This window comes from Paenibacillus sp. FSL L8-0502, from assembly GCF_038593055.1.
In the GTDB taxonomy this organism is placed as follows: Bacteria; Bacillota; Bacilli; order Paenibacillales; family Paenibacillaceae; genus Paenibacillus; species Paenibacillus polymyxa_D.
This window is the reverse complement of record NZ_CP151958.1, coordinates 513,211-533,062: the sequence shown is the minus strand read 5'-3', so window position 1 is coordinate 533,062 and position 19,852 is coordinate 513,211. Positions and strand designations below refer to the sequence as shown.

20 protein-coding genes are annotated in these 19,852 nt (G+C 47.6%); 5 read left to right on the top strand and 15 right to left on the bottom strand.

Going from position 1 to position 19,852, the window contains the following annotated elements; genetic code table 11:
• Positions 1 to 121: 121 nt before the first annotated feature.
• Together NSQ57_RS02360 and map are read right to left on the bottom strand one after the other, a co-directional pair.
• A complete protein-coding gene (locus NSQ57_RS02360; RefSeq protein ID WP_342425581.1) occupies positions 122 to 1,084 on the bottom strand; it encodes a glycosyl hydrolase in 963 nt (320 codons plus the stop codon).
• A gap of 642 nt (positions 1,085 to 1,726) precedes the next feature.
• The gene (gene map / locus NSQ57_RS02355) at positions 1,727 to 2,473 is read right to left on the bottom strand and encodes a type I methionyl aminopeptidase (RefSeq protein WP_013308498.1); all 747 of its coding nucleotides are present in this window, start codon (positions 2,471 to 2,473) and stop codon (positions 1,727 to 1,729) included.
• A 193-nt stretch (positions 2,474 to 2,666) separates the two neighbouring features.
• On the opposite strand from map, the gene NSQ57_RS02350 reads away from it, so the two are divergent.
• The 3 genes from NSQ57_RS02350 to gntK all read left to right on the top strand — a co-directional run bounded on the left by NSQ57_RS02350 (position 2,667) and on the right by gntK (position 6,447).
• Positions 2,667 to 3,365 (top strand): GntR family transcriptional regulator, encoded by a 699-nt coding sequence (locus NSQ57_RS02350; RefSeq protein ID WP_165147990.1) that lies wholly within the window; start codon positions 2,667 to 2,669, stop codon positions 3,363 to 3,365.
• 131 nt (positions 3,366 to 3,496) lie between these two features.
• Positions 3,497 to 4,858 (top strand): GntP family permease, encoded by a 1,362-nt coding sequence (locus NSQ57_RS02345; protein ID WP_318627650.1) that lies wholly within the window; start codon positions 3,497 to 3,499, stop codon positions 4,856 to 4,858.
• Positions 4,859 to 4,899: 41 nt separating this feature from the next.
• A complete protein-coding gene (gntK, locus tag NSQ57_RS02340) occupies positions 4,900 to 6,447 on the top strand; it encodes a gluconokinase (protein WP_341071562.1) in 1,548 nt (515 codons plus the stop codon).
• Between the two features lie 162 nt (positions 6,448 to 6,609).
• On the opposite strand, the gene NSQ57_RS02335 is transcribed toward gntK, so the two are convergent.
• The 3 genes from NSQ57_RS02335 to NSQ57_RS02325 form a co-directional block, all read right to left on the bottom strand.
• Positions 6,610 to 6,729 (bottom strand): hypothetical protein, encoded by a 120-nt coding sequence (locus tag NSQ57_RS02335; RefSeq protein ID WP_013369112.1) that lies wholly within the window; start codon positions 6,727 to 6,729, stop codon positions 6,610 to 6,612.
• 146 nt (positions 6,730 to 6,875) lie between these two features.
• Positions 6,876 to 7,442 (bottom strand): RNA 2'-phosphotransferase, encoded by a 567-nt coding sequence (locus NSQ57_RS02330; RefSeq protein ID WP_318627652.1) that lies wholly within the window; start codon positions 7,440 to 7,442, stop codon positions 6,876 to 6,878.
• Positions 7,443 to 7,581: 139 nt separating this feature from the next.
• Positions 7,582 to 8,403 (bottom strand): MerR family transcriptional regulator, encoded by an 822-nt coding sequence (locus tag NSQ57_RS02325; RefSeq protein WP_029514719.1) that lies wholly within the window; start codon positions 8,401 to 8,403, stop codon positions 7,582 to 7,584.
• A 534-nt stretch (positions 8,404 to 8,937) separates the two neighbouring features.
• On the opposite strand from NSQ57_RS02325, the gene NSQ57_RS02320 reads away from it, so the two are divergent.
• Positions 8,938 to 9,894, top strand: coding sequence for an L-lactate dehydrogenase (locus NSQ57_RS02320; RefSeq protein WP_029514718.1), 957 nt, complete (start codon positions 8,938 to 8,940; stop codon positions 9,892 to 9,894).
• 71 nt (positions 9,895 to 9,965) lie between these two features.
• Here the strand turns inward: NSQ57_RS02320 and NSQ57_RS02315 are convergent, their stop codons facing one another.
• The 5 genes from NSQ57_RS02315 to NSQ57_RS02295 are packed head-to-tail and all read right to left on the bottom strand — an operon-like array spanning position 9,966 to position 14,488.
• Positions 9,966 to 10,694 carry an ABC transporter permease gene (locus tag NSQ57_RS02315; protein ID WP_340884178.1) on the bottom strand — a complete coding sequence of 243 codons (729 nt, stop codon included), beginning with the start codon at positions 10,692 to 10,694 and terminating at the stop codon, positions 9,966 to 9,968.
• Entirely contained in the window at positions 10,694 to 11,410 is a 717-nt protein-coding gene (locus NSQ57_RS02310) for an ABC transporter permease (RefSeq protein WP_342425580.1), read from the bottom strand. The genes NSQ57_RS02315 and NSQ57_RS02310 overlap by 1 nt, the downstream gene beginning before the upstream one ends.
• Positions 11,407 to 12,324 carry an ATP-binding cassette domain-containing protein gene (locus NSQ57_RS02305; protein ID WP_069010774.1) on the bottom strand — a complete coding sequence of 306 codons (918 nt, stop codon included), beginning with the start codon at positions 12,322 to 12,324 and terminating at the stop codon, positions 11,407 to 11,409. The genes NSQ57_RS02310 and NSQ57_RS02305 overlap by 4 nt, the downstream gene beginning before the upstream one ends.
• A gap of 59 nt (positions 12,325 to 12,383) precedes the next feature.
• Positions 12,384 to 13,814, bottom strand: coding sequence for a HAMP domain-containing sensor histidine kinase (locus tag NSQ57_RS02300; RefSeq protein WP_029514714.1), 1,431 nt, complete (start codon positions 13,812 to 13,814; stop codon positions 12,384 to 12,386).
• Positions 13,814 to 14,488, bottom strand: coding sequence for a response regulator transcription factor (locus NSQ57_RS02295; protein ID WP_029514713.1), 675 nt, complete (start codon positions 14,486 to 14,488; stop codon positions 13,814 to 13,816). Before NSQ57_RS02295 ends, NSQ57_RS02300 begins: the two co-directional genes overlap by 1 nt.
• 151 nt (positions 14,489 to 14,639) lie before the next feature.
• On the opposite strand from NSQ57_RS02295, the gene NSQ57_RS02290 reads away from it, so the two are divergent.
• The gene (locus NSQ57_RS02290) at positions 14,640 to 16,442 is read left to right on the top strand and encodes an alpha-glycosidase (RefSeq protein WP_342425579.1); all 1,803 of its coding nucleotides are present in this window, start codon (positions 14,640 to 14,642) and stop codon (positions 16,440 to 16,442) included.
• 130 nt (positions 16,443 to 16,572) lie between these two features.
• Here NSQ57_RS02290 and NSQ57_RS02285 read toward each other — a convergent pair whose 3' ends face one another.
• The 5 genes from NSQ57_RS02285 to NSQ57_RS02265 form a co-directional block, all read right to left on the bottom strand.
• The gene (locus tag NSQ57_RS02285) at positions 16,573 to 16,725 is read right to left on the bottom strand and encodes a hypothetical protein (RefSeq protein ID WP_176715694.1); all 153 of its coding nucleotides are present in this window, start codon (positions 16,723 to 16,725) and stop codon (positions 16,573 to 16,575) included.
• Positions 16,726 to 17,172: 447 nt separating this feature from the next.
• Positions 17,173 to 18,015: a PTS mannose transporter subunit IID gene (gene manZ, locus NSQ57_RS02280; protein ID WP_275041127.1), complete on the bottom strand. Its 843-nt coding sequence runs from the start codon at positions 18,013 to 18,015 to the stop codon at positions 17,173 to 17,175.
• 11 nt (positions 18,016 to 18,026) lie between these two features.
• Positions 18,027 to 18,797 (bottom strand): PTS mannose/fructose/sorbose transporter subunit IIC, encoded by a 771-nt coding sequence (locus NSQ57_RS02275; RefSeq protein WP_013369101.1) that lies wholly within the window; start codon positions 18,795 to 18,797, stop codon positions 18,027 to 18,029.
• A 31-nt stretch (positions 18,798 to 18,828) separates the two neighbouring features.
• Positions 18,829 to 19,317 carry a mannose/fructose/sorbose PTS transporter subunit IIB gene (locus tag NSQ57_RS02270; protein ID WP_013369100.1) on the bottom strand — a complete coding sequence of 163 codons (489 nt, stop codon included), beginning with the start codon at positions 19,315 to 19,317 and terminating at the stop codon, positions 18,829 to 18,831.
• Between the two features lie 2 nt (positions 19,318 to 19,319).
• Positions 19,320 to 19,739, bottom strand: a complete 420-nt coding sequence (locus tag NSQ57_RS02265) for a PTS sugar transporter subunit IIA (protein ID WP_013369099.1) — start codon at positions 19,737 to 19,739, stop codon at positions 19,320 to 19,322.
• Positions 19,740 to 19,852: the final 113 nt, after the last annotated feature.

Genomic DNA, 19,852 nt, shown 5'->3' with positions numbered 1-19,852 from the left:
TGTATAGACCAAAAAAGGACACGTTCTCCCAGCCAGGAGGCCGTGCCTTTTTGGTCTTTTCGTCTTTTTAGTCTATCGGAGGCTACATTTCCGCCTTGCCCGGACGCCGGGCGCTAGGCACTTACTGGGAGCTTTCTTTTGTAAACAGCGTGCTGCCGTTTATGTTGTTCTGCGGAGCATAAGCGCCGTCCCAGGTGATAAAGAAGCTTGCTCCGGTGTAGATTTCATTCAGGGCCTTGTTCCAAAGCGAATAATCGAATTCCTTGAGCTGATTATTGTTGCGATCCACATGGTCGCCACCCACGGCTGGTCCAATTTCGCAGAAGCCATAAGTTTTTCCAAGTCCTTTGATGTCATTGTAAGCCATCTTAATTTCATTGTCATTGGACGGATCGTCGCTGTAAGCGTCGATGCCAATCCAGGTGACATAGCTGGAGCCGGGGTAATAAGCAGCCGCGTTGGCTCCTTTATTTGGAGCATAGACAAAATTGACGTTGGACATGCCATTGGTCGTCACAATGTAATTGTACAGATTGATGTACAGGTTCTTATAGTCCGTCGTGTTCTTGTCCCCCCACCAGAACCAGCCTCCGTTCATTTCATGGAAGGGTCTGTAGTAAACGGGGGATGAGTTAAACTTTTGCAGGCCGGTCACTACATTGTCAACCTGGGCCTTATAATTTTGCAGCCATGCGGGGCTGGACGAATTGATGGATGAAATGTCTGTATTAGCCAAGATCTCGAAATCGGAATCAGACATCGGGGCGTTTACATTTCCACCCTGGGGATTGGGCATGTGGGTGGAAACGGTGACGATTTTCCCCAAGGCTTGGATGGCGGAGGCGCTATTGGAGGTAATGGAGGCTGCATCGGTTCCCCCCTGGTTCCAGTTCAGCAGATCATAGGAGACGATGTCAGGGTTGTAGGTCCAGACAGGACTGGTGTTTACACTTCCGTCATAGCCCAGGAACATGCCAGTATAGTTGATATTGCTCTCCGCGCCTGCCGTCATTGGTAGCGAGAATAATAATGCAGCCCCGGTCAGGGCGCTGATCAAGCTCTTCGTTTTCTTGAATGAATTCATAATGGTTATCCTCCTGATGTTTATATCTTGCTGTTTGTAATCGCAAGACTTAAGATGTGACCGATATTCCCCTAGGACAATCTGACTCGCAACCTACATGTTTTTCGTTTTAGCGAGTGGATCTCCATCTTCCTAAAGGAATACGTTTTTGTGATCCTCAATTACATCGACATCAAGGAAAAAAGTTGAAATAGTTCTATTAGAGCAAAAAAATAATTCATATAACAATGAACGAACAATTTATGCAAAATGTGGTAGGGACTAAATGTGTAATAAAGGAATTTTTTTCATTTCATTCTTATGAATTTGTTTTCAAATTATTGTTATTTTTGTACTATGTAGAAGATTCATAATCACACACTTAGCGTATCCTAGCGTCTATCAGAACTAAGCTGATCACTCTGATGGCATGGTGTACATTTCGTTAAAATGGTGGCCTGGCACTCATGAAATGAAAAAACCGATATTCGCCTTTTGGACAAAATCGGTTTTTGGAGATGAAACCATTATTCCCCGCATGTACTGGACCTTTATAGAATGCACGTAGCAAAAGGGACTGTCCTCTGGACAGCCCCTTTTCTGTAATATGTCCAGACCATTCACCACGGTAGTCTGTATGCTTGCGGTGGATGCCTGCTTTTATTATTGCTGGGTCAAAATGATCGGACCCTCTGCTGTAATGGCCAGCGTATGCTCGTATTGCGCAGACAAGCCGCCGTCCAACGTGCGTGCGGTCCAGCCGTCCGCATCAATTTTACTGCGGTATGTGCCTGTGTTGAGCATCGGCTCAATTGTAATGACCATACCCTCTTTTAAGCGTGGTCCACGGTGTGGAGGTCCGTAATGTGGAACCTGCGGTTGCTCATGCATCTCTTCTCCGATACCGTGCCCAATAAATTCGCGTACGACCGAGAAGCCTTCCGCTTCCGCGTAGGTTTGTATCGCATGGGAAATATCACCGATCCGGTTACCGATAACGGCTTGCTCAATCCCTTTATACAGCGATTCCTTGGTAACATCCAGCAGCTTTTGCGCCTGCTCAGACACATTACCCACCGCATACGACCAAGCGGAATCTGCCAGCCAGCCATTCAGGTTCACAACCATGTCGATCGTCACGATGTCCCCGTCCTTCAACGGTGTCTTATTCGGAAAGCCGTGGCAAATCACATCGTTAGGTGAGCCACAAGTTGCAAACTGGTAGCCGTTATAGCCCTTTTGCTCCGGTGTTGCGCCATGCTTCTTCATAAAGGATTCCGCAAAGGCGTCAATTTCCAGTGTCGTAATGCCCGGCTTGATCATTTTGGCAATTTCCCGGTGGCAAGCAGCCAAAATGTCTCCAGCTTTTTTCATATTTTCAATTTGTTCTTTGGTTTTAATGATAATCATTAAACGGTCTCCTTCTTTTCCGTGTTCGTTCCACTTTTCACTGCTTCTTTTTTCTACTTCTATTGTAACGCTAAAAGCAGCGAAATGGAACCGATGTCAACTGATACCGTTTACAAGGATCTTAAACGGGGTATATAATATTCCATAACTTGTATACCAGTATGCAAAATCATTTCCTAGATAGGAGTATCCTATGAAATATCCAACAACCTGGTTGCAGGGCGCATCGCTTGGGGAAAGGATTGCTTGTGAACTTCGGCTTCAGATTATACGCGGCGTTCAGACACCAGGCACTGTGCTATCTGAGAATCAGATTGCTGCCGATTTTGGTACCAGTCGTTCTCCGGTGCGTGAAGCCTTGAAGGCACTCTCGGGCGAAGGACTGATCCGTCTGGAGCGCATGGGGGCGATTGTCGTCGGCATGACACCCGGTGATATGGAGGAGCTATTCGATGTGCGAATGCTGATTGAACATTTTGTTGTACAAAGGTATGTACATAGTGATAATGCCACATTGGTGACTGTTTTGAATCAGATGATTGACAAAATGGAAGTCGCTCTCAAGTACAGGGATGTCGTTGAATTTTCCCTTCAGGATTTTAATTTTCATGAAGCTCTGGTTCTGGAAGCTGGCCATACCCGTATTCTTCATACCTGGAATGGCATGAGACAGCTAATCCTGACGGTCATGTTAGCTGCAACAGAACAACGATTTGCGTCCAACATCGAAGAATCACAAGTCACGATTCACAAACATCGAACCTTTGCAAACGCTTTAAATCAGGGGGATGCTCAGGAGTTGTCAGGATTTATTGAGGATCATTATCGAGATACCCGCAACGCGGTTAACGATAGCGTCCTGTCTCCCTACAGAAGAAAGACATCGTCCTAGCCACAATATGCGTGACAAAGAGCAGATGTACCGCGCTTTATGCGTTTCTCGCTGGCGCGGCTCTCTTTTAATTGAAGTTGTCGACAAGTATACATTTAGCTATACATATAAGAATAAGGAGGCAGACCTTCATGAACACATTATTCGGCTTAAGCCATAACGCGTCCCTGCTCATATGGGCGCTAGTTACCGTCATTCTTTTGATTTTGCTGATTGCTAAATTCAAATGGAATCCCTTCGTTTCACTGCTGCTTTCGTCGGTATTTCTCGGACTGGTTAACGGGATGCCTGGTCATGAAGTTACTGCCTCCATCACCAAAGGGCTCGGCAGTACACTTGGCTCCATCGCCATCGTGATCGGTTTAGGCACAATGCTCGGTAAAATGATGGCAGAATCTGGCGGTGCCGAACGCATCGCGACTACACTGATGGATCGTTTTGGTGAAAAACGCGTTCATTGGGCGATGATGATCGTAGGCTTTATCGTGGGAATTCCGGTGTTTTTTGAGGTTGGTATTATTTTATTAATTCCCATCCTGTTCACGGTTGCCCGTAAAATGAACATGTCTCTGCTGAAAATCGGTATTCCAATGCTGGCAGGACTATCGACGGTACACGGCCTTTTACCACCCCACCCGGCTCCGATGATCGCGATTGAAGCCTTTAACGCCAATATTGGACGCACGATAGGATATGCACTCATCGTGGGCATCCCATCCGCCATTATTGCAGGCCCGGTCTTTGGCGCTTGGATTGGCAAAAGAATCATGGTCAGACCTTCCGAGAGGCTGGACGAGCAGTTCAGAAATACGACGGGGCGGTCGTTGCCTCCCTTTTGGATTACTTTGTTCACCATTTTGTTACCTGTTATTCTAATGCTTAGCGGATCAGTCGCTGAAATTGTAGACCCGGCCAATACACATCCGCTCACTGTATTTTTCAAATTCATTGGTGATGAGGTTATGGCATTACTGATTGCGGCCGTGTTTTCTTTTTTCTCGCTAGGCTATGCACGTGGTCTAAAGAAAGAGGACTTGTCCCGTTTTACCAGTGAATGTCTGGCACCAACAGCCTCTATTATCTTAATTATCGGGAGCGGTGGTGCATTTAAAACGGTATTGATCAACAGCGGTGTAGGTCAGGCCATTGCAGCGGTCGCTACAGGAGCCCATATGAATGTGATTGTATTTGCTTTTCTGGTCGCTGCGCTCATTCGTGTAGCCACTGGGTCAGCGACAGTCGCGATGACGACAGGCTCCGGTATTGTCGCACCTGTGCTGGCACTTACACCCGGCGCGAATGTCGAACTGGTCGTCCTTGCTACAGGAGCAGGGTCGCTGATCTTGTCTCATGTGAATGACGCCGGTTTTTGGATGATTAAAGAATTTTTCAATATGACGGTTCCGCAGACTCTAAAATCATGGACCGTTATGGAAACCATCCTCTCCCTGGTCGCTTTCGGTTTGATTATGCTGCTGAGTGTGTTAACTTAACGTTAATGAGCTAATAACGGTAAGTGAAGGGGAGATTGAATATGACAGACACCCGATATATGATCGGCGTCGATATCGGTACGACCAGTACCAAAGCAGTTCTTTTCGAAGAAAACGGCAATATTGCCGCCCAGCACCATGTGGGTTATCCGCTCCATACACCTGAGCCGGATGCGGCAGAACAAGATCCGGAAGATATTTTCAAAGCTGTTGTGACGACGGTGCAAGAGGTCATGAAACAAAGCGGAGTGTCAGCCGAGCATGTGCTGTTCGTCTCCTTCAGTTCGGCCATGCACAGTGTACTGGCGGTGGATAAGAATGGAAAACCGCTGACCGCCTCTATCACTTGGGCAGATAACCGTAGCGCCAAATGGGCCGAAGCGCTCAAACATGAATACAACGGACACGATATTTACTTACGTACCGGAACGCCTATTCATCCTATGTCACCGCTCACAAAACTAATGTGGATTACACGGGATTTACCAGATGTTGCGACCCAGACGTACAAATTCATTTCCATTAAGGAGTACGTTTTTGCCCGGTTATTCCACCAATATGTCGTGGACCACTCGATTGCCTCTGCAACCGGACTCATGAATTTGCAGCAGTTGAACTGGGACGAGGAAGCGCTGCATATTGCAGGTGTGACGAAGGAGCAGCTATCCGAGCTGGTGCCGACAACTCATGTGCTCAAAGGGCTGGATGAGACCTATGCACATGACATGGGCCTACTGAAGACGACTCCTTTTGTGATCGGGGCCAGCGACGGTGTCTTGTCCAACCTCGGTGTGAATGCGATCAAGCCTGGAGTTATCGCTGTTACCATCGGCACCAGCGGAGCCATCCGCACCGTAGTTGATAAGCCGCTCACGGATGCCAAAGGGCGCTTTTTCTGTTATGCCTTGACCGAAAAGCTGTGGGTCATCGGCGGACCAGTGAACAACGGAGGTATAGTCTTCCGCTGGATCCGGGATGAATTTGCAGCCTCCGAAGTGGAAACGGCCAAACGACTGGGACTTGATCCATATCATGTGCTGACCCAAATTGCGGAACAGGTACGTCCTGGCTCCGACGGTCTGCTCTTTCTTCCGTACTTATCCGGTGAACGTGCGCCCCTATGGGACCCGAATGCTCGCGGCTCCTTCTTCGGTCTGTCCCTGCGTCACAAAAAAGAGCATATGATTCGCGCCGCTCTGGAGGGTGTGCTGTTCAATTTGTATACCGTCATGCTCGCCATGGAAGAAGTCATCGACAGACCGTCAGTCATTCACGCCACGGGTGGATTTGCACGCTCGGAGCTATGGAGACAGCTCATGGCAGATATATTTGATCAGGAAGTCATTATTCCCGAAAGTCTGGAAAGCTCATGTCTGGGTGCAGCTATTCTAGGCTTGTACGCACTGGGACGGATTGATTCGCTGGATGCTGTGTCTGGTATGATTGGTACCACTCACCAGCACAAACCGGTAGCAGAACACGTGGATATTTATCGCGATTTACTGCCGATTTATATTCGCATTTCACGTAAATTCGAAGAAGAATTCAAGGATATTGCGGAATTTCAAGCCAAGTCCCTACAGTCTTGAGTTACAAGGTAAACCGAATGGAGTTACAGCAGCGAAGCCATAGGTCCTTAAACTTGTAAAGCGAAGACCCTTCTCATCAAGGGTCTTCGCTTTATTGTTGTGCGCCCTTCGTCACGTAGAGCAGCATTCGTGCATTTTACAGGAAATCGGCCAAGACCGAAATTACAGAAACAGGGTTTTAGAGATGATCACCAACAAAATAAACAGAACCAGAATCGCTCCTACAGAGGTCCATGCGCCTACGCCGCAACCCATACCGCCTACTCCGCACATATGACTCATTTACAACACTCCCTTCGCTCATTTACAGGATCATTGTATGTAGACCTGGTCAAATGCGTAAGGGGGGCATTCCCCCATTTTTACGGCGAATGCCTGTTTATTTTGGAGACTAGCATTATGTATTAACCTCAAAATTATAGAACCCCTCAAGTGTTGCTCTCTTCATCATCAATACTGCACAAGTCCCAAGGAATCCACTCAGCAAGCCACACCTCATGCCCTGCATAATAAAATGCGATTCCCTCTTCTCTTGCTTTAATCGTGTTTACCTTGAGCATGACCAATTCACCTCTTCGGCTCCCTGCTAATGCTGCAAAGTTAGTGCTTTCAGATAAATGTACATACTTTCTGCCAACAGGATCTAAACCATCCGCCATAATAAATGGCAATGCTTGCTTATTCGTACCATGGTATAGTACATCTGGTGGATTCCCGGGAGTATACTCTATCTTTTGATAGCTATGTCCATATCTAGCTCTGATTCTACCGTTATGGATTTCAAAACGCTGCTTATCTGAATTGCGCACGATCCGCTCAATATCAGTCTGCTCTACACCTGACCAGCCTGGCAAGCTTTGAATGATTTGAAGTAAGTGTTCCACAGTACAAGAGCCGTCTGTAATGTCTAACTTTAGCCCGGATTCCTCGGGTTTGTGTCGCAGCATTTTGCTCATTATTTTACTTAGCTTCATATCTTCCTTTTGTTTCTTCATTGAATTTCTCCTTCCTTTAATATAGTAGATCAAAAGATATTTCTACATAAAATTAAGGATTCCTCTTATTTCTTCTTTATACGCTAAAAGACCATCAGAACCGGGAAGGTCTGATGGTCTTTATCAGAAAAGATGCTAGTTATGCCTCTCTGCGTCTGCGTGGTGTCAGACCAAGCCAGGACAACAACGAACTGCGCGATTTTCGTTGTCTGCCCTGGTAGGTACGCAAATTCGTAATTAACTGCCGATCCCGTTCCTCGTCGATCTTTTCTTTCATCCAGCGTTTTTGATCCTCCAGTTGGTTAGACAAGTTGATATTCTTTTCCACCAAACGGCTGTGCTCTGCTTCCAGTTCCTCCAAACGGCTCCGCATTTCCAACAAAGCGTTTTGCACCATGTCCTGCATCTGCGCCAGTTCTTGTGGCTCTACGGACTCCTGTGTTTGTACAGATACAGGCGCTTGCTTCAATCTATACTCAATAGTTGATGCCAAAGTCTGGAACTCTTCCTGCAACTGTAGCTGCATGGGTTCTTCTGACAGTGTCTGAGCATTCATTTCATCCTGTAACTCTGTCAGTTCAACCGTAGCAGCGACTTGAGCCTGCATGACCGTCTCTTCCCTGCCTTCAGCCGCCGCCATTATTTCTTCCCAGGTTGCGGTCAGTGACTCAGCATCCGAGATGGGTGGCAAGCGGAATTCCTCATCCTCCATTGGAAAGGGAGCGGTCACTCTCTCAAGCACCACCTGAACCGCCTGCTCCATCGTCATATGCTGCTCACGCAACGCCCTCCGCATCACCTTCAAGCACTCAACATCCTCAGCACTGAACATTCTTGATTGATTCGCGGAACGCTGAAACACATACCCCTGCTCCTCCAGCGCCGCTGCATATTTACGAAGGGTACTCGCCCCGATTCCCAACTGTTTTGCTGCTTCCGTCGTCGATTTGATTTCTTCCATTTAATCATTACCTCCCCGGATGGTATGGAAAGAAATAAGCTTGTATATGTAGAATTCGCGAAATCCATTGGAAACCCTTTGGCAAAAATGTTCTAATATTGCAGACTGCTAAGAACCTTTGTCATAACGGAATCTTTGTAGAAATACAAGAAACGACATTGCAGAGAATACTTCGTTCTATGTACACTAAAGACTCTTTAAAGAGCATCACATAAATGTCATACTTTTATAATTCCTATGGCACTATTCCTTCCATCAACATAGTTCATGTTATAATTTATACAGCGGTCACCTTAAATATAAATTGAAATGCACTCTCCTACCTTCCAGTAAAAGTATTGATAATTTACGTTCATTCTACAATTAATCGCAGAAAGACACCTCTTTCACAGTTCATTTTTAATTTTCCGGAATGGAGACAAAAAAATGGATATTTTCAAAAGATCAGCAATATGTTATGTTATGTAACGTAAAATGGATTTCAGGCATAATTTGTAGCATATTAACGTTCGCTGGAACGAGGAGGCAACATAGATGAAGGGGAAGGCAAGGAAAGTAGCTATTGTCGGCGCGGGAATGGTCGGTTCGAGCTGTGCCTACTCAATGGTTAATCAGTCCATTTGTGATGAAATCATGATGATTGACCGCACGTATGATCGGGCTTTGGCCCATGCACTGGATCTGTCCCATTGTATGGAGTTTACGTCCACACGCACTAAGGTACGTGCAGGCACGTATGCAGACTGCACGGATATGGACGTGGTGATTATAACGGCTGGAGCCAACCCTAGACCAGGTCAAGACCGCCTGTCTGTACTGGACGACGCAGTGCTTATCACCAGAGAGATTGTAACAGCGATTATGGAGGGTGGCTTCGACGGTATATTCGTCATTGCCGCTAATCCTGTCGACATTGTAACGTATATGGTACAAAGTATATCCGGTCTGCCGCGCAACAAGGTGATCGGCACGGGCACCTCTATCGACTCGTCCCGGCTCAAGACGTTGCTTTCTGAGGTGTTTTCCATAGATCCGCGCAGCGTACAAGGATATGCTCTTGGCGAGCATGGCGAATCCCAATTCGTTGCCTGGTCACACGTAACAATTGGCGGTAAGCCGCTTTTACACATTTTACGGCAGCATAAGGAACGATTCAGCCACGTCGATCTGGACGACATTGCCCGTAAAACCAGGGATGCAGGCTGGGAAATCTTCACCCGCAAAGGCGCCACTTATTTTGGTATTGCCAATGCTCTGGCATACATTACCCGTTCCATTTTAAATGATGATGGTAAAATTATAGCGGTCTCTGCTGTATTGGACGGCGAGTACGGGCACACCGATGTCTGCACGGGCGTTCCAGCGATTATCGGCAGCGGAGGAATTCAAGAGGTCATCGAGTTGGAACTAAGTCCAGAGGAACAAGCGAAGTTCGACGCCTCTTGCCACTTTATCAGCAATAATATCCGTGCCATTTCAGACTTAGTGTAAACCAATAGCATAGAAAAAAACTCCTTACCCTCATTGAGGATAAGGAGTTTTTGCAATCCCCGTATTTCGCCCTATATCTCTTTATAACGAAATACCGTCAGTCCCGCCAACGTAAATACGACAAAGCTGCCCATTATAACCGTCAATAGTGTATCAGTTGGCACCATGAACGCCCCAAAGTTATCTCTTCCACTCGGCATCATCGCCAATAAAGGCTGTGTCCATGGATAGTACGGACCGTAGGCTTGAGAATTGGCGACCAGAATATTCGGCACGGTGAACACAAAATTCAACGCAAGCGGTGCGGCAAAGCTGGACCACAAGAAGGATACCATCAACTGCAACGCAGCCAGCGGCAGGCAGGCTACCCAGCCTGCGAGCAGACTTTGGGCGATCACAGCCCAAGGAATCGGTCCGTTCATCCCCTGCACAGCTCCAACACTCAGCAACGCTCCTCCGAACAGTAGCTGGGTCAATCCGACCAAGGCCATAATGATAGTCAGCTTAGCTGCGTACAGACTGGTGCGGGACAATGGCAATGACATCAGCTGCTTCCAGCCGCCGCCCCCATGCTCGAAACGGCAGACTAGAGACCCAAACACGGCCGTCAGCATCGGCATGAACAGCAGCGCATGAACTGTAAGCATGGCTGACAACAGCAACAGCCAGTTCCCTCCCGGATTCGCCAGCAAACCAATCAGGACGGCAATCGCCGGGCTGACGAGCGCGAGCAGCCAGACGGGCGATTTCGCCATTTTCAACCGTTCAACAGAAAGTAACCGTGCATATCCTCCGAACATTACGCCACATCCTTTCGGCTAAAATGGGCCGCTGTCAGCAGGCTGAGAAGCATACCCGTTCCGCACCCGACGGACGCAAACATCCACGCTTGAGGTGCAACCCAGGCGAATTGAGGCCAGGCCAATGGAAACCATTCGGACAGCTGTGAAGCAAACAAGCTGCCAATGCCTAACGTAATGCCCAGTGTTACAGGTAGCGCTTGATTATGGAATGTGACTGTTAACCACAACAATAATACGAGCATAGGCAACGTGCCGCCTAAGGGCCAAAATCCGAGTCGTAGCAGTTCTCCTACGGGTGCAGGTTCTCCCCCGAAGCCAAGGATCATTCCCAACACCCAAGTCCCTACCGTCAGGAGTAGACAGGACACACACAGCATCCCAATCGCCAACGTCAGCTTGGCCATATAGACGCTGAATTTGGAAATCGGCAAGGCCAGCAACTGCTTCCATGAGTTAGATGTATGCTCCACATTCGCCAACATGGAAGCCACCATAGTAGCTCCTAGCACCAGCGCAAGGGGTACAAAAAGAGCGATGTTATCCATCAAAACATTCCACAGATGACCCTTGTTACGCGGAATCAGATAGTCATATCGAAGTCCAAAGTTGAGCGCCTGCATGGCCACCAGCCCAAGGGGACCGAGGAACACCAAGAACCAGATTCCCTTTCTGCGTGCTTTGAGCAGATCCGCCGTGAGTGCTCGCAGCATCATAAGGAAGCCCCTCCTTTGCCCACCACCTGCATGAACATATCCTCCAGCGATTTGCGGCGTTCCTCCACACGGTATACGGCATGCGTATTTTCGACCAATCTTCTGACCAGCAGCGCAACAGCCGCATCATTCATGTTCTCGAACTCCAGCGCCGATCCGTCCTTCACCGAATGGTAGCCCTGCTCACGCGCAATCAATTGGGCTGCTTCCGGTTCCGACACGACGATCCGAATTCCGCCCGCGGATTCCTGACGGAGATTATGAATCGTGTTTTGAAAGACCAGCTCTCCTTCACGAATAATACCTACGGTATTCGCCATATGCTCTACCTCGCTCAACAGATGGCTGGATACCAGTACGGTGATCCCCCGTTGCTTGGGCATCGCCTGAATCAATGTGCGCATTTCCTGAATACCCTCCGGGTCCAAACCATTCGTAGGCTCATCCAAAATGAGCACTTCTGGATTCCCAAGCAGGGCTGCTGCAATACCAAGTCTCTGCTTCATGCCCAGCGAGTAGCCTTTGACTGGACGTTTGGCATGCTTGGTCAGTCGGACGACCTCTAACACTTCCGCAATGTTTTGCTTGGGTACATTCAAAATACGGCGAATGGCCTCCAGATTTTCAATGGCGTTCAAATGACCATAATACGAAGGATACTCCACCAACGAGCCGACTTTACGCAAAATATCAAGCTTATGTCTGCGAATATCTTTGCCGAATATACGGATCGTTCCTCGAGTTGGGCGAATAAGTCCAAGCAGCATGCGGATCGTTGTCGTTTTCCCTGCTCCATTTGGACCCAGAAATCCGTAAATATCTCCCCGAGCTATTTTCAGGTCCAGCTGATTAACCGCCGCGCGGCCTTTGTATATTTTGCTGAGACTGTTCGTTTCAATAATGTATTCGTTCAAGTTCCTCACCTCGACACCTATCGTAACGTGCCAAGTTTAAAGCCAAGGAAACTCTGAGTTTAAGTTTTGTTTAAAAAACGGATTCGGGTCCCGGCTGATGAACTGAAAATCTCCCTCTCCAAATTCATTTCGCGAGCCAGCAGTTCTGTAATCGCCAACCCAATCCCGGCTCCTTTTTCACTGGACTGTTGCTCCATACCAGGCCCTTTATCTGTGATAACCAATGCCTCTGTCCCATTATCCTTCTGGACTTGAACACCAATATATCGGCCTGAGGCAGCATGGCGAACTACATTTTGAAAGAGATTGTCCAGCAGACGACGGAAGCCTTGCTCATCGACATTCCACACCATACTATGCTCAGGCAGGTCGATATCCACTTCAAAGCCCTCCTTCTCCCACACCGGATACCAGCTGGCTACACACTCCCGCACTAGCCGCAGGATATCACGCGGTGTGTTATTCATGGTGTATTTGCCACTGGATAGGAGATTATAGGTCAGCAAGTTGTCGATCAGACTCCCAAGGTCCTTTAGCTTGTTTTCCATTAGTGTAATCGACTGTTTCCCTCTGCTGCTGAGATTTTCACCATCTAGTGTATACAGATGGCTACGCACGACCGTAAGCGGCGTCCGAATATCGTGTGACAGATCCGCGACCAGTCTCTTCCGTAGCTCTTCCTCCTGACGCTCACGTCCCCGACTCTCTGCCAACTGCTCGACCATCTGATTAAATGCTTCTTCCAGCTTGCCGATTTCATCCGGGCGTCCAGTGGCAACAAGAATAGGCAAGCCGTCCTCTCCTCGCTGCGACATGGCGGCCTGAAGCTGCAACAGTCTACGCCGAATGTCTCCAAAAAACAGAAGAGATACGGATATAAAAGCGCCCAAAATCAATACAATAAAAAAGAAATAGTACATCAACATACTACTATCAGTAGGTGGCTGTTCAAAGAACGAACGAGGCACTTTTAATACCATATAGCCCTGATTTACATCATTCTTGCCCCCGCCAATAAAGGCTACTACCGTAAACGGCCCCTCATAGCTTGCTTGCTTCATAAAAGCTATAGCCTGCGCAGCGTTCCATTGTTTTGGCAGGTTAGGTTGGGTCGGTAACTCCAACCTAGTTAACCCTGCGGTATCCACCCAAAATATTTGGGATTTAGGGAACATATCTTGTTGTATTTTGCGCAGATGGACTGAGATTTGCTCTGGTGTGGCTCCCTTCAAGGCTACAGCTTCGCGATGCCAGCTATTTTCGGTATGGGTAGCAGAGGGATAGTAAGCGTTTTTAGGCTTGGACCCCGCCCCCCAATTGAATAACACGCTATATATCAAGGCTGTAGCAGGCAACACAATGGGCAACAGCATCATAGCAACCACAATGATGACCAGATAACGGAACAACAGTGAACTGCGAAACCGACCTCCCTGATCCGGCTTAGAGCTGGGATGCAGCCTCCTCCAACCCTTGCGCGTCCTGTTCATTATGCTTTCACCCGATATCCTACACCACGGATCGTCTCAATGATGCGAGGTGTCGCAGGATCAATCTCCAGCTTTTCGCGCAGGTGTCGGATGTGAACCATTAAAGTTTTGTCTCCGTCGATATATGGATCTCCCCATACCGCTTCATACATTTGCTCTTTCGTCATAATCTGGCCCAAATGCCGCAGTAAATAAGCAAAAATGTGATATTGCTTGCCTGTCAGTGTAATTTCCTCCCCGGTGTCACGGTTCACAATACGGTTATCAGGAGAGAACACAGAGAGATGCCCCAGTTGTAAGGATTCTTCGGGCACGGTTCCTGATCGGCGCAGCAAAATCTCCATACGTGCGATGAGCTCGTCCGGGTGAAAGGGCTTGGTTACATAATCGTCGGCGAAATCCAGTCCTTGCAGTTTATCGTCTATGGAGGTACGAGCAGACAACATGAGAATGGGAAGCTCCGGGTACTCTTTCTTGAGCCGTTTCCCTATGGTGAATCCATCCAGACCAGGTAACATCACATCCAAAATCACGAGTTGGCACGTACGGGCTGCCTCCACAGCCCCATCCCCGCTGCGAAGCCATACTACAGCGTAATTCCGCTCTTCCAAATACTGATGCGTCCAAGCACCGATATCCTGGTCATCTTCGATGTATAACACATTTGTTTTCATCATGGGCACCTACTTATCGTTTTTCTTTTATGTAATGGGCATTATAGCATTTATGGTACATAACCCACTTAAAAAGGTTAATAACTATCTTATACGACATACGCTTCACATTTTCAAATTTGAATGCTTATGAAAAAAGGAGGCCTACCCGATGCTGCTGGAAGCTATATACCATCACCCGAAACGCAATTGGGCTTTTGGTTATAATGATGAAACGATATTTCTACGGCTACGTGCGAAGAAAAATGACCTGAACACCGTTCATGCTCTCACCGGAGATAAATACGATTGGGACCGCACCCGACAGCTTGTCCCGATGTCCAAATTCGCTACTGATGGCAGGTTTGATTACTATGAGTGCAGTATAAAACCTACTCACCGTCGGCTGAAATATGGATTTTTGCTAGAAGACGGTGAGGAACGTATTTGGATGAACGAGGACGACTTTACTACCCAAGAACCCGAAAATGCAGATAAACTGTTCCAATATCCGTTCTTGAACCCGATTGATATTCTGAAGCCACCTGCATGGGTGAAGGATGCGGTATTTTATCAGATTTTCCCGGAACGCTTTGCGAACGGTGACCCCTCCATCAGCCCAGAAGGTGCAGAGACATGGGGTGGAACCCCACAAAGAGACAATTTTTTCGGTGGCGATCTACAGGGGATTCTGGATCACCTGGACCACCTGAACGAGCTGGGAATTAACGCCATATATATGACTCCTGTCTTCAAGGCGACGACCAATCATAAATATGATACAGAGGATTATATGGAGGTGGACCCACATTTCGGGGACAAAAAGACATTGAAAAAACTGGTCGATGCCTGCCACGATCGAGGAATTCGGGTGCTGCTTGATGCGGTGTTCAACCATTCAGGGCGTACTTTTAAACCGTTCGTCGACGTCCAGGAAAAAGGCGAAGCCTCGCCTTACAAGGACTGGTTCCATGTACATAGCTTTCCCCTGAAAGTGGTGGATGGCATACCGACGTACGATACATTCGGGCTGGAACCGATGATGCCCAAGCTGAACACCGAACATCCTGAGGTAAAAAAGTACCTGCTGGATGTGGCAAAGCACTGGATCGAAGAAATCGGCATCGATGGTTGGCGGTTGGATGTGGCAGACGAGGTGGACCACGCCTTTTGGCGGGAATTCCGCACTACGGTCAAGCAGGCCAATCCGGATGCGTACATTTTGGGTGAAATGTGGAATGAATCGTCTGAATGGCTTCAGGGGGACCAATTCGATGCAACGATGAATTATCCGTTCACCTACGCGGTGAATGATTTTTTCGTCAAAAAAGTGACCGATGCCCAAAGCTTTGCCTACGCCATCGGACGACAGCTGGCCCGCTATCCACAGCAAGCATCCGAGGTTGCTTTCAATCTGCTGGATAGCCATGATACACCGCGCCTACTGACGCTGTGCGGGGGCGACAAGCGACTGATGCGGCTGGCTGCTTTGTTCCAGTTCACGTATATGGGCGCACCCTGCATTTTTTACGGCGATGAGATCGGCCTGGATGGAGATGCCGATCCAGGCTGCCGCCAGTGCATGGAGTGGGATGCCGATAAGCAGGACCACGAGCTGTTCGACTTTTACCGCGAGCTGATTGCGCTTCGTAAGGGGCACCCGGTCCTCCGTGACCAAGGAAGCATCACTTTCCTGGAGGCACAGCCGGAGGGTGCCTCACTTGCCTACGAGCGCCGCAGCGGGGAAGAAGTGCTGCTCGTACTGCTCAATCGTTCCGATGAGGATCACGTTTTTGAATTGGACATTCCTGAGCAGGAATGGCAATTAACCTTTGGCGAAAGCCAGTGGTCCGTAGGACCGAAGGGACTGCATGCCGAGCTTCCTCCTTACGGATATGCTGTGCTGAAGGCAATGCCTGTGCGATCAATCAACTCTGCAAAAGAAGTCGACAACAAGACGCAAAGCAAGGCATAGGCTATGTAGACGCGGATGCTGATGAAAGTACCTGCCGAATACGGCAAAAAAGCGAAACCACCAGGAACAAGATAGTTAACTTGTTCCTGGTGGTCTTTTTACGTTAAATATGAGCTTCTATCCAAGTCGATTATTTGTTTTTAACATCTGTTCTTACTACCCCAACGTCTGAAGCATTGATAGAAATGGGGTTGCCGCCTTGCCCTGTTTGAGCTGAAGAAGATTGTCTAACGTCCACCCTAATTCTTTTGCCCTTAAAGCCAGTTCGTCTCCTTTTTCCCAATGCAGTGGCCTCCTTAAGTCTTCATGGCTTCATAAACCTCTCAATATGACCTAACTGTGGAGAGATATGCTATATGCATATGCCGCTGAAGAAAACAGGTCTCGGCGAATATCAGATCATAGAGAAAAGAGGCTATTAGTACCCGAGCTGGCAAGCTCCTCCAAGAAATTGCAACGAACATACTAACAGCAAAAGAGCGGAACCTGCTTTTACAGGCTCAATGTGGCTTTAAAACCATCATTGAGCCTGTAGTGATTAATGATATAGAATCATTGCTTATATCAGCTATCAACAAGCCAGCAGCCTTTCATGACTATCGTTGAACGCTAGCAGATTCGCTTGTAGATGATTGAATATTTTAATCCGTAAAATTTAAAGCGTTTACAAGTTAAGCGGCAGGTTGCCGGTCAGAGACGGCTGCTTGACCGGATCACTTTACAAATTGGCTTAAGCCAATACACCAAGAGCGTATCCAATAATTCCTATTGCGAATAAAGCAAAAATCAGAGCTATAGCATTTACTTTCTTTTTGAGCAGTCTCATGCATAAAAAAGTCAGCAAGAGAGGTAACAGACCAGGTATCAATTGATCCAGAATCATCTGTATCGTCGTAACAACCTCTACTCCATCCGAACGGGTATATCGGGATACTTCGAGTGGTATATTCAGAGTAGTCCATTTGGATACGAGGGCGCCCATAACAAATAGTCCCAGGATGGAGGCCGATTCCGTAAGCTTTTGCAGTCGGTTTCCGGACATGTCGGACACAATCTCCGTCCCTTTTTTGTAGCCGTATTTCAGTCCGTACCACTTAGTGGCCAGGCGAATAACATTAAAAAGCAAGAAAAATAGGACAGGCCCGATAACGCTTCCGGACAACGCAATGGAAGCTCCTAATGCAGCCAGAACGGGGCGTAATGTTCCCCAGAAAATAGGGTCTCCTACTCCAGCCAAAGGTCCCATTAAGCCAACTTTCACACCACTTATGGTAGCATTATCAATCGGCTGGCCATTGGCTTTCTGCTCCTCCATAGCGGCCGTTACCCCCATAATCGGTGCAGAGATAAACGGTTGAGTATTAAAAAACTCCAAATGCCGCTTTAGTGCTTCTTTTTGGTCTTCCTTCTTGCTGTATAACCGCTTGATTGCCGGAATCAAGGTGACACAAAAACCAATCGACTGCATACGCTCAAAGTTAAACGAGCCCAGCAGGAACCATGAACGGAAAAACATTTTGTTTAAATCGCTTTTGGTCAACTTTTTTTCTTCCATAGTACCCCACTCTTTCATTAAGAATTTCTTTAGAGCTCTTCAATTTCACCCACTTGATCTTTGCGCTGGCTATATTTAGGATTGAGCTGGATATACAGCAGAGCCAGAACCGCCCCCATGATTCCAAAGCCAACCAGATTGATGCTTGTAAATGCTGCGATGACAAAGCCCAAGAAAAAGAAAGGCATCAGATATTTGGCTGCCATCATGTTAATAACCATGGCATACCCTACAACGACGATGAATCCCCCAGCAATTTGCAGCCCTTTTGTAATGACCTCCGGGATCGCGTCCAGCAAAGTCGTAACCAGACCGGTTTCTGCTGCAATAGCCACCAATACGGCAGGCAAAGCGACGCGTAATCCCTGAAGAAGGAGGGCTATGAAGTGACATAATTCAATTCCTTTGAAATTTGAAGATTCGGCATATTTATCTGCCAGATGCTGAAAGAACACGGTAATCGTTCTAACAAAGATAGTTAACACTTGTCCGCCAGCCGCAATCGGAATCGCAACGGCAATTCCCGCACCGATCGATTGGTGCCCGACAATAACCAATATGGTTGAGACTACACTGGCCAAAGCCGCATCCGGAGCCATGGACGCTCCGACATTCATCCAGCCCAAAGCCAACAATTCCAGCGTACCGCCTAGAATAATACCGGTTTTGAGATCTCCCAGGACCAGACCGATCAGTGTACACGCAACTATAGGACGATGAGTCTGTCCTTCATCCAAAACACTGCCCATTCCGCAAATGGCTGCAACCAGCGTGACCATTACGATTTCAAAAACACTCATGTTTGACCCCCTCTCTTATGCGTACGTGTTGTTAAAACTGGACATTTTGGAGCTTGTTAATCAAATTAATTTTAGGATCACTGGCCACTTTTCTAATCTCCAGTTCTATCCCCTTTTCGTGCAATTTATAAAATGCCTCTACATCCTGCTTGTCTACGGACACTGCTCCGGTAATTTGTGTCTTGCCTTCTTTGAAGCACATTCCACCTACATTTACCGATGTAAACGGTACCCCACCTTCTACAACCCGCAGTACATCCGTGGGATTGGTAAACAGGAACAAGGTCTTGAAATCGTTATATTTAGGATTGTTATAAGCTTCAATCGCTTTCGCAATCGTGACAACATAAGCTTTAATCCCCGGCGGCGCCACTTGTAACAATAAGGTTTTGCGCAGCGTATCCGCAGCGACCTCATTGCTGACGGCGATAATTTTGTTACACTTCGTTTCCTTCACCCACACAGTAGCCACCTGACCATGAATTAGACGGTCATCAATACGAACAAATGATATTTCCATACCTATAATTCCTCCTCTGTTTGTATGTCCCGGATGACACGAAAAGACTTCATTGAATCCTGACCCGCACGGATGGCCAGATCACTTAGATTCTCCACGTTCTCCAGCCCTCTATTAGTCAGCAGGTCTACGATCATTGGCAGGTTTACCCCTGTTACAATGTCCATTTTTTCATACCTGGCCACAATCCTACTAGCCGCATTATAGGGACTGCCACCAAACAAATCGACGAGAAAAATCAATCCGTCCGTCCAATCAATTGTTTCCAAGGCCGCTTTGTACTTCTCAACAAGTCCGTTAACACTTTCACCTGGTTCAAACGTTACACCCACCACATTTTCCAGATGGCCAAAAATCATTTCCGTGGATCTTAGGATCTCTTCAGAAAATTTTCCATGAGTGCCAACAATAACACCTATCATTTGTTTCACCCCCTCCTTGCATCCTTCGCCTATACTTATATGCAAGTCTCATGCCAAGATTCTGTATGATGCGATTAACTATCAAAAAAAAAGACCAAACCCTCGGCTGCTCC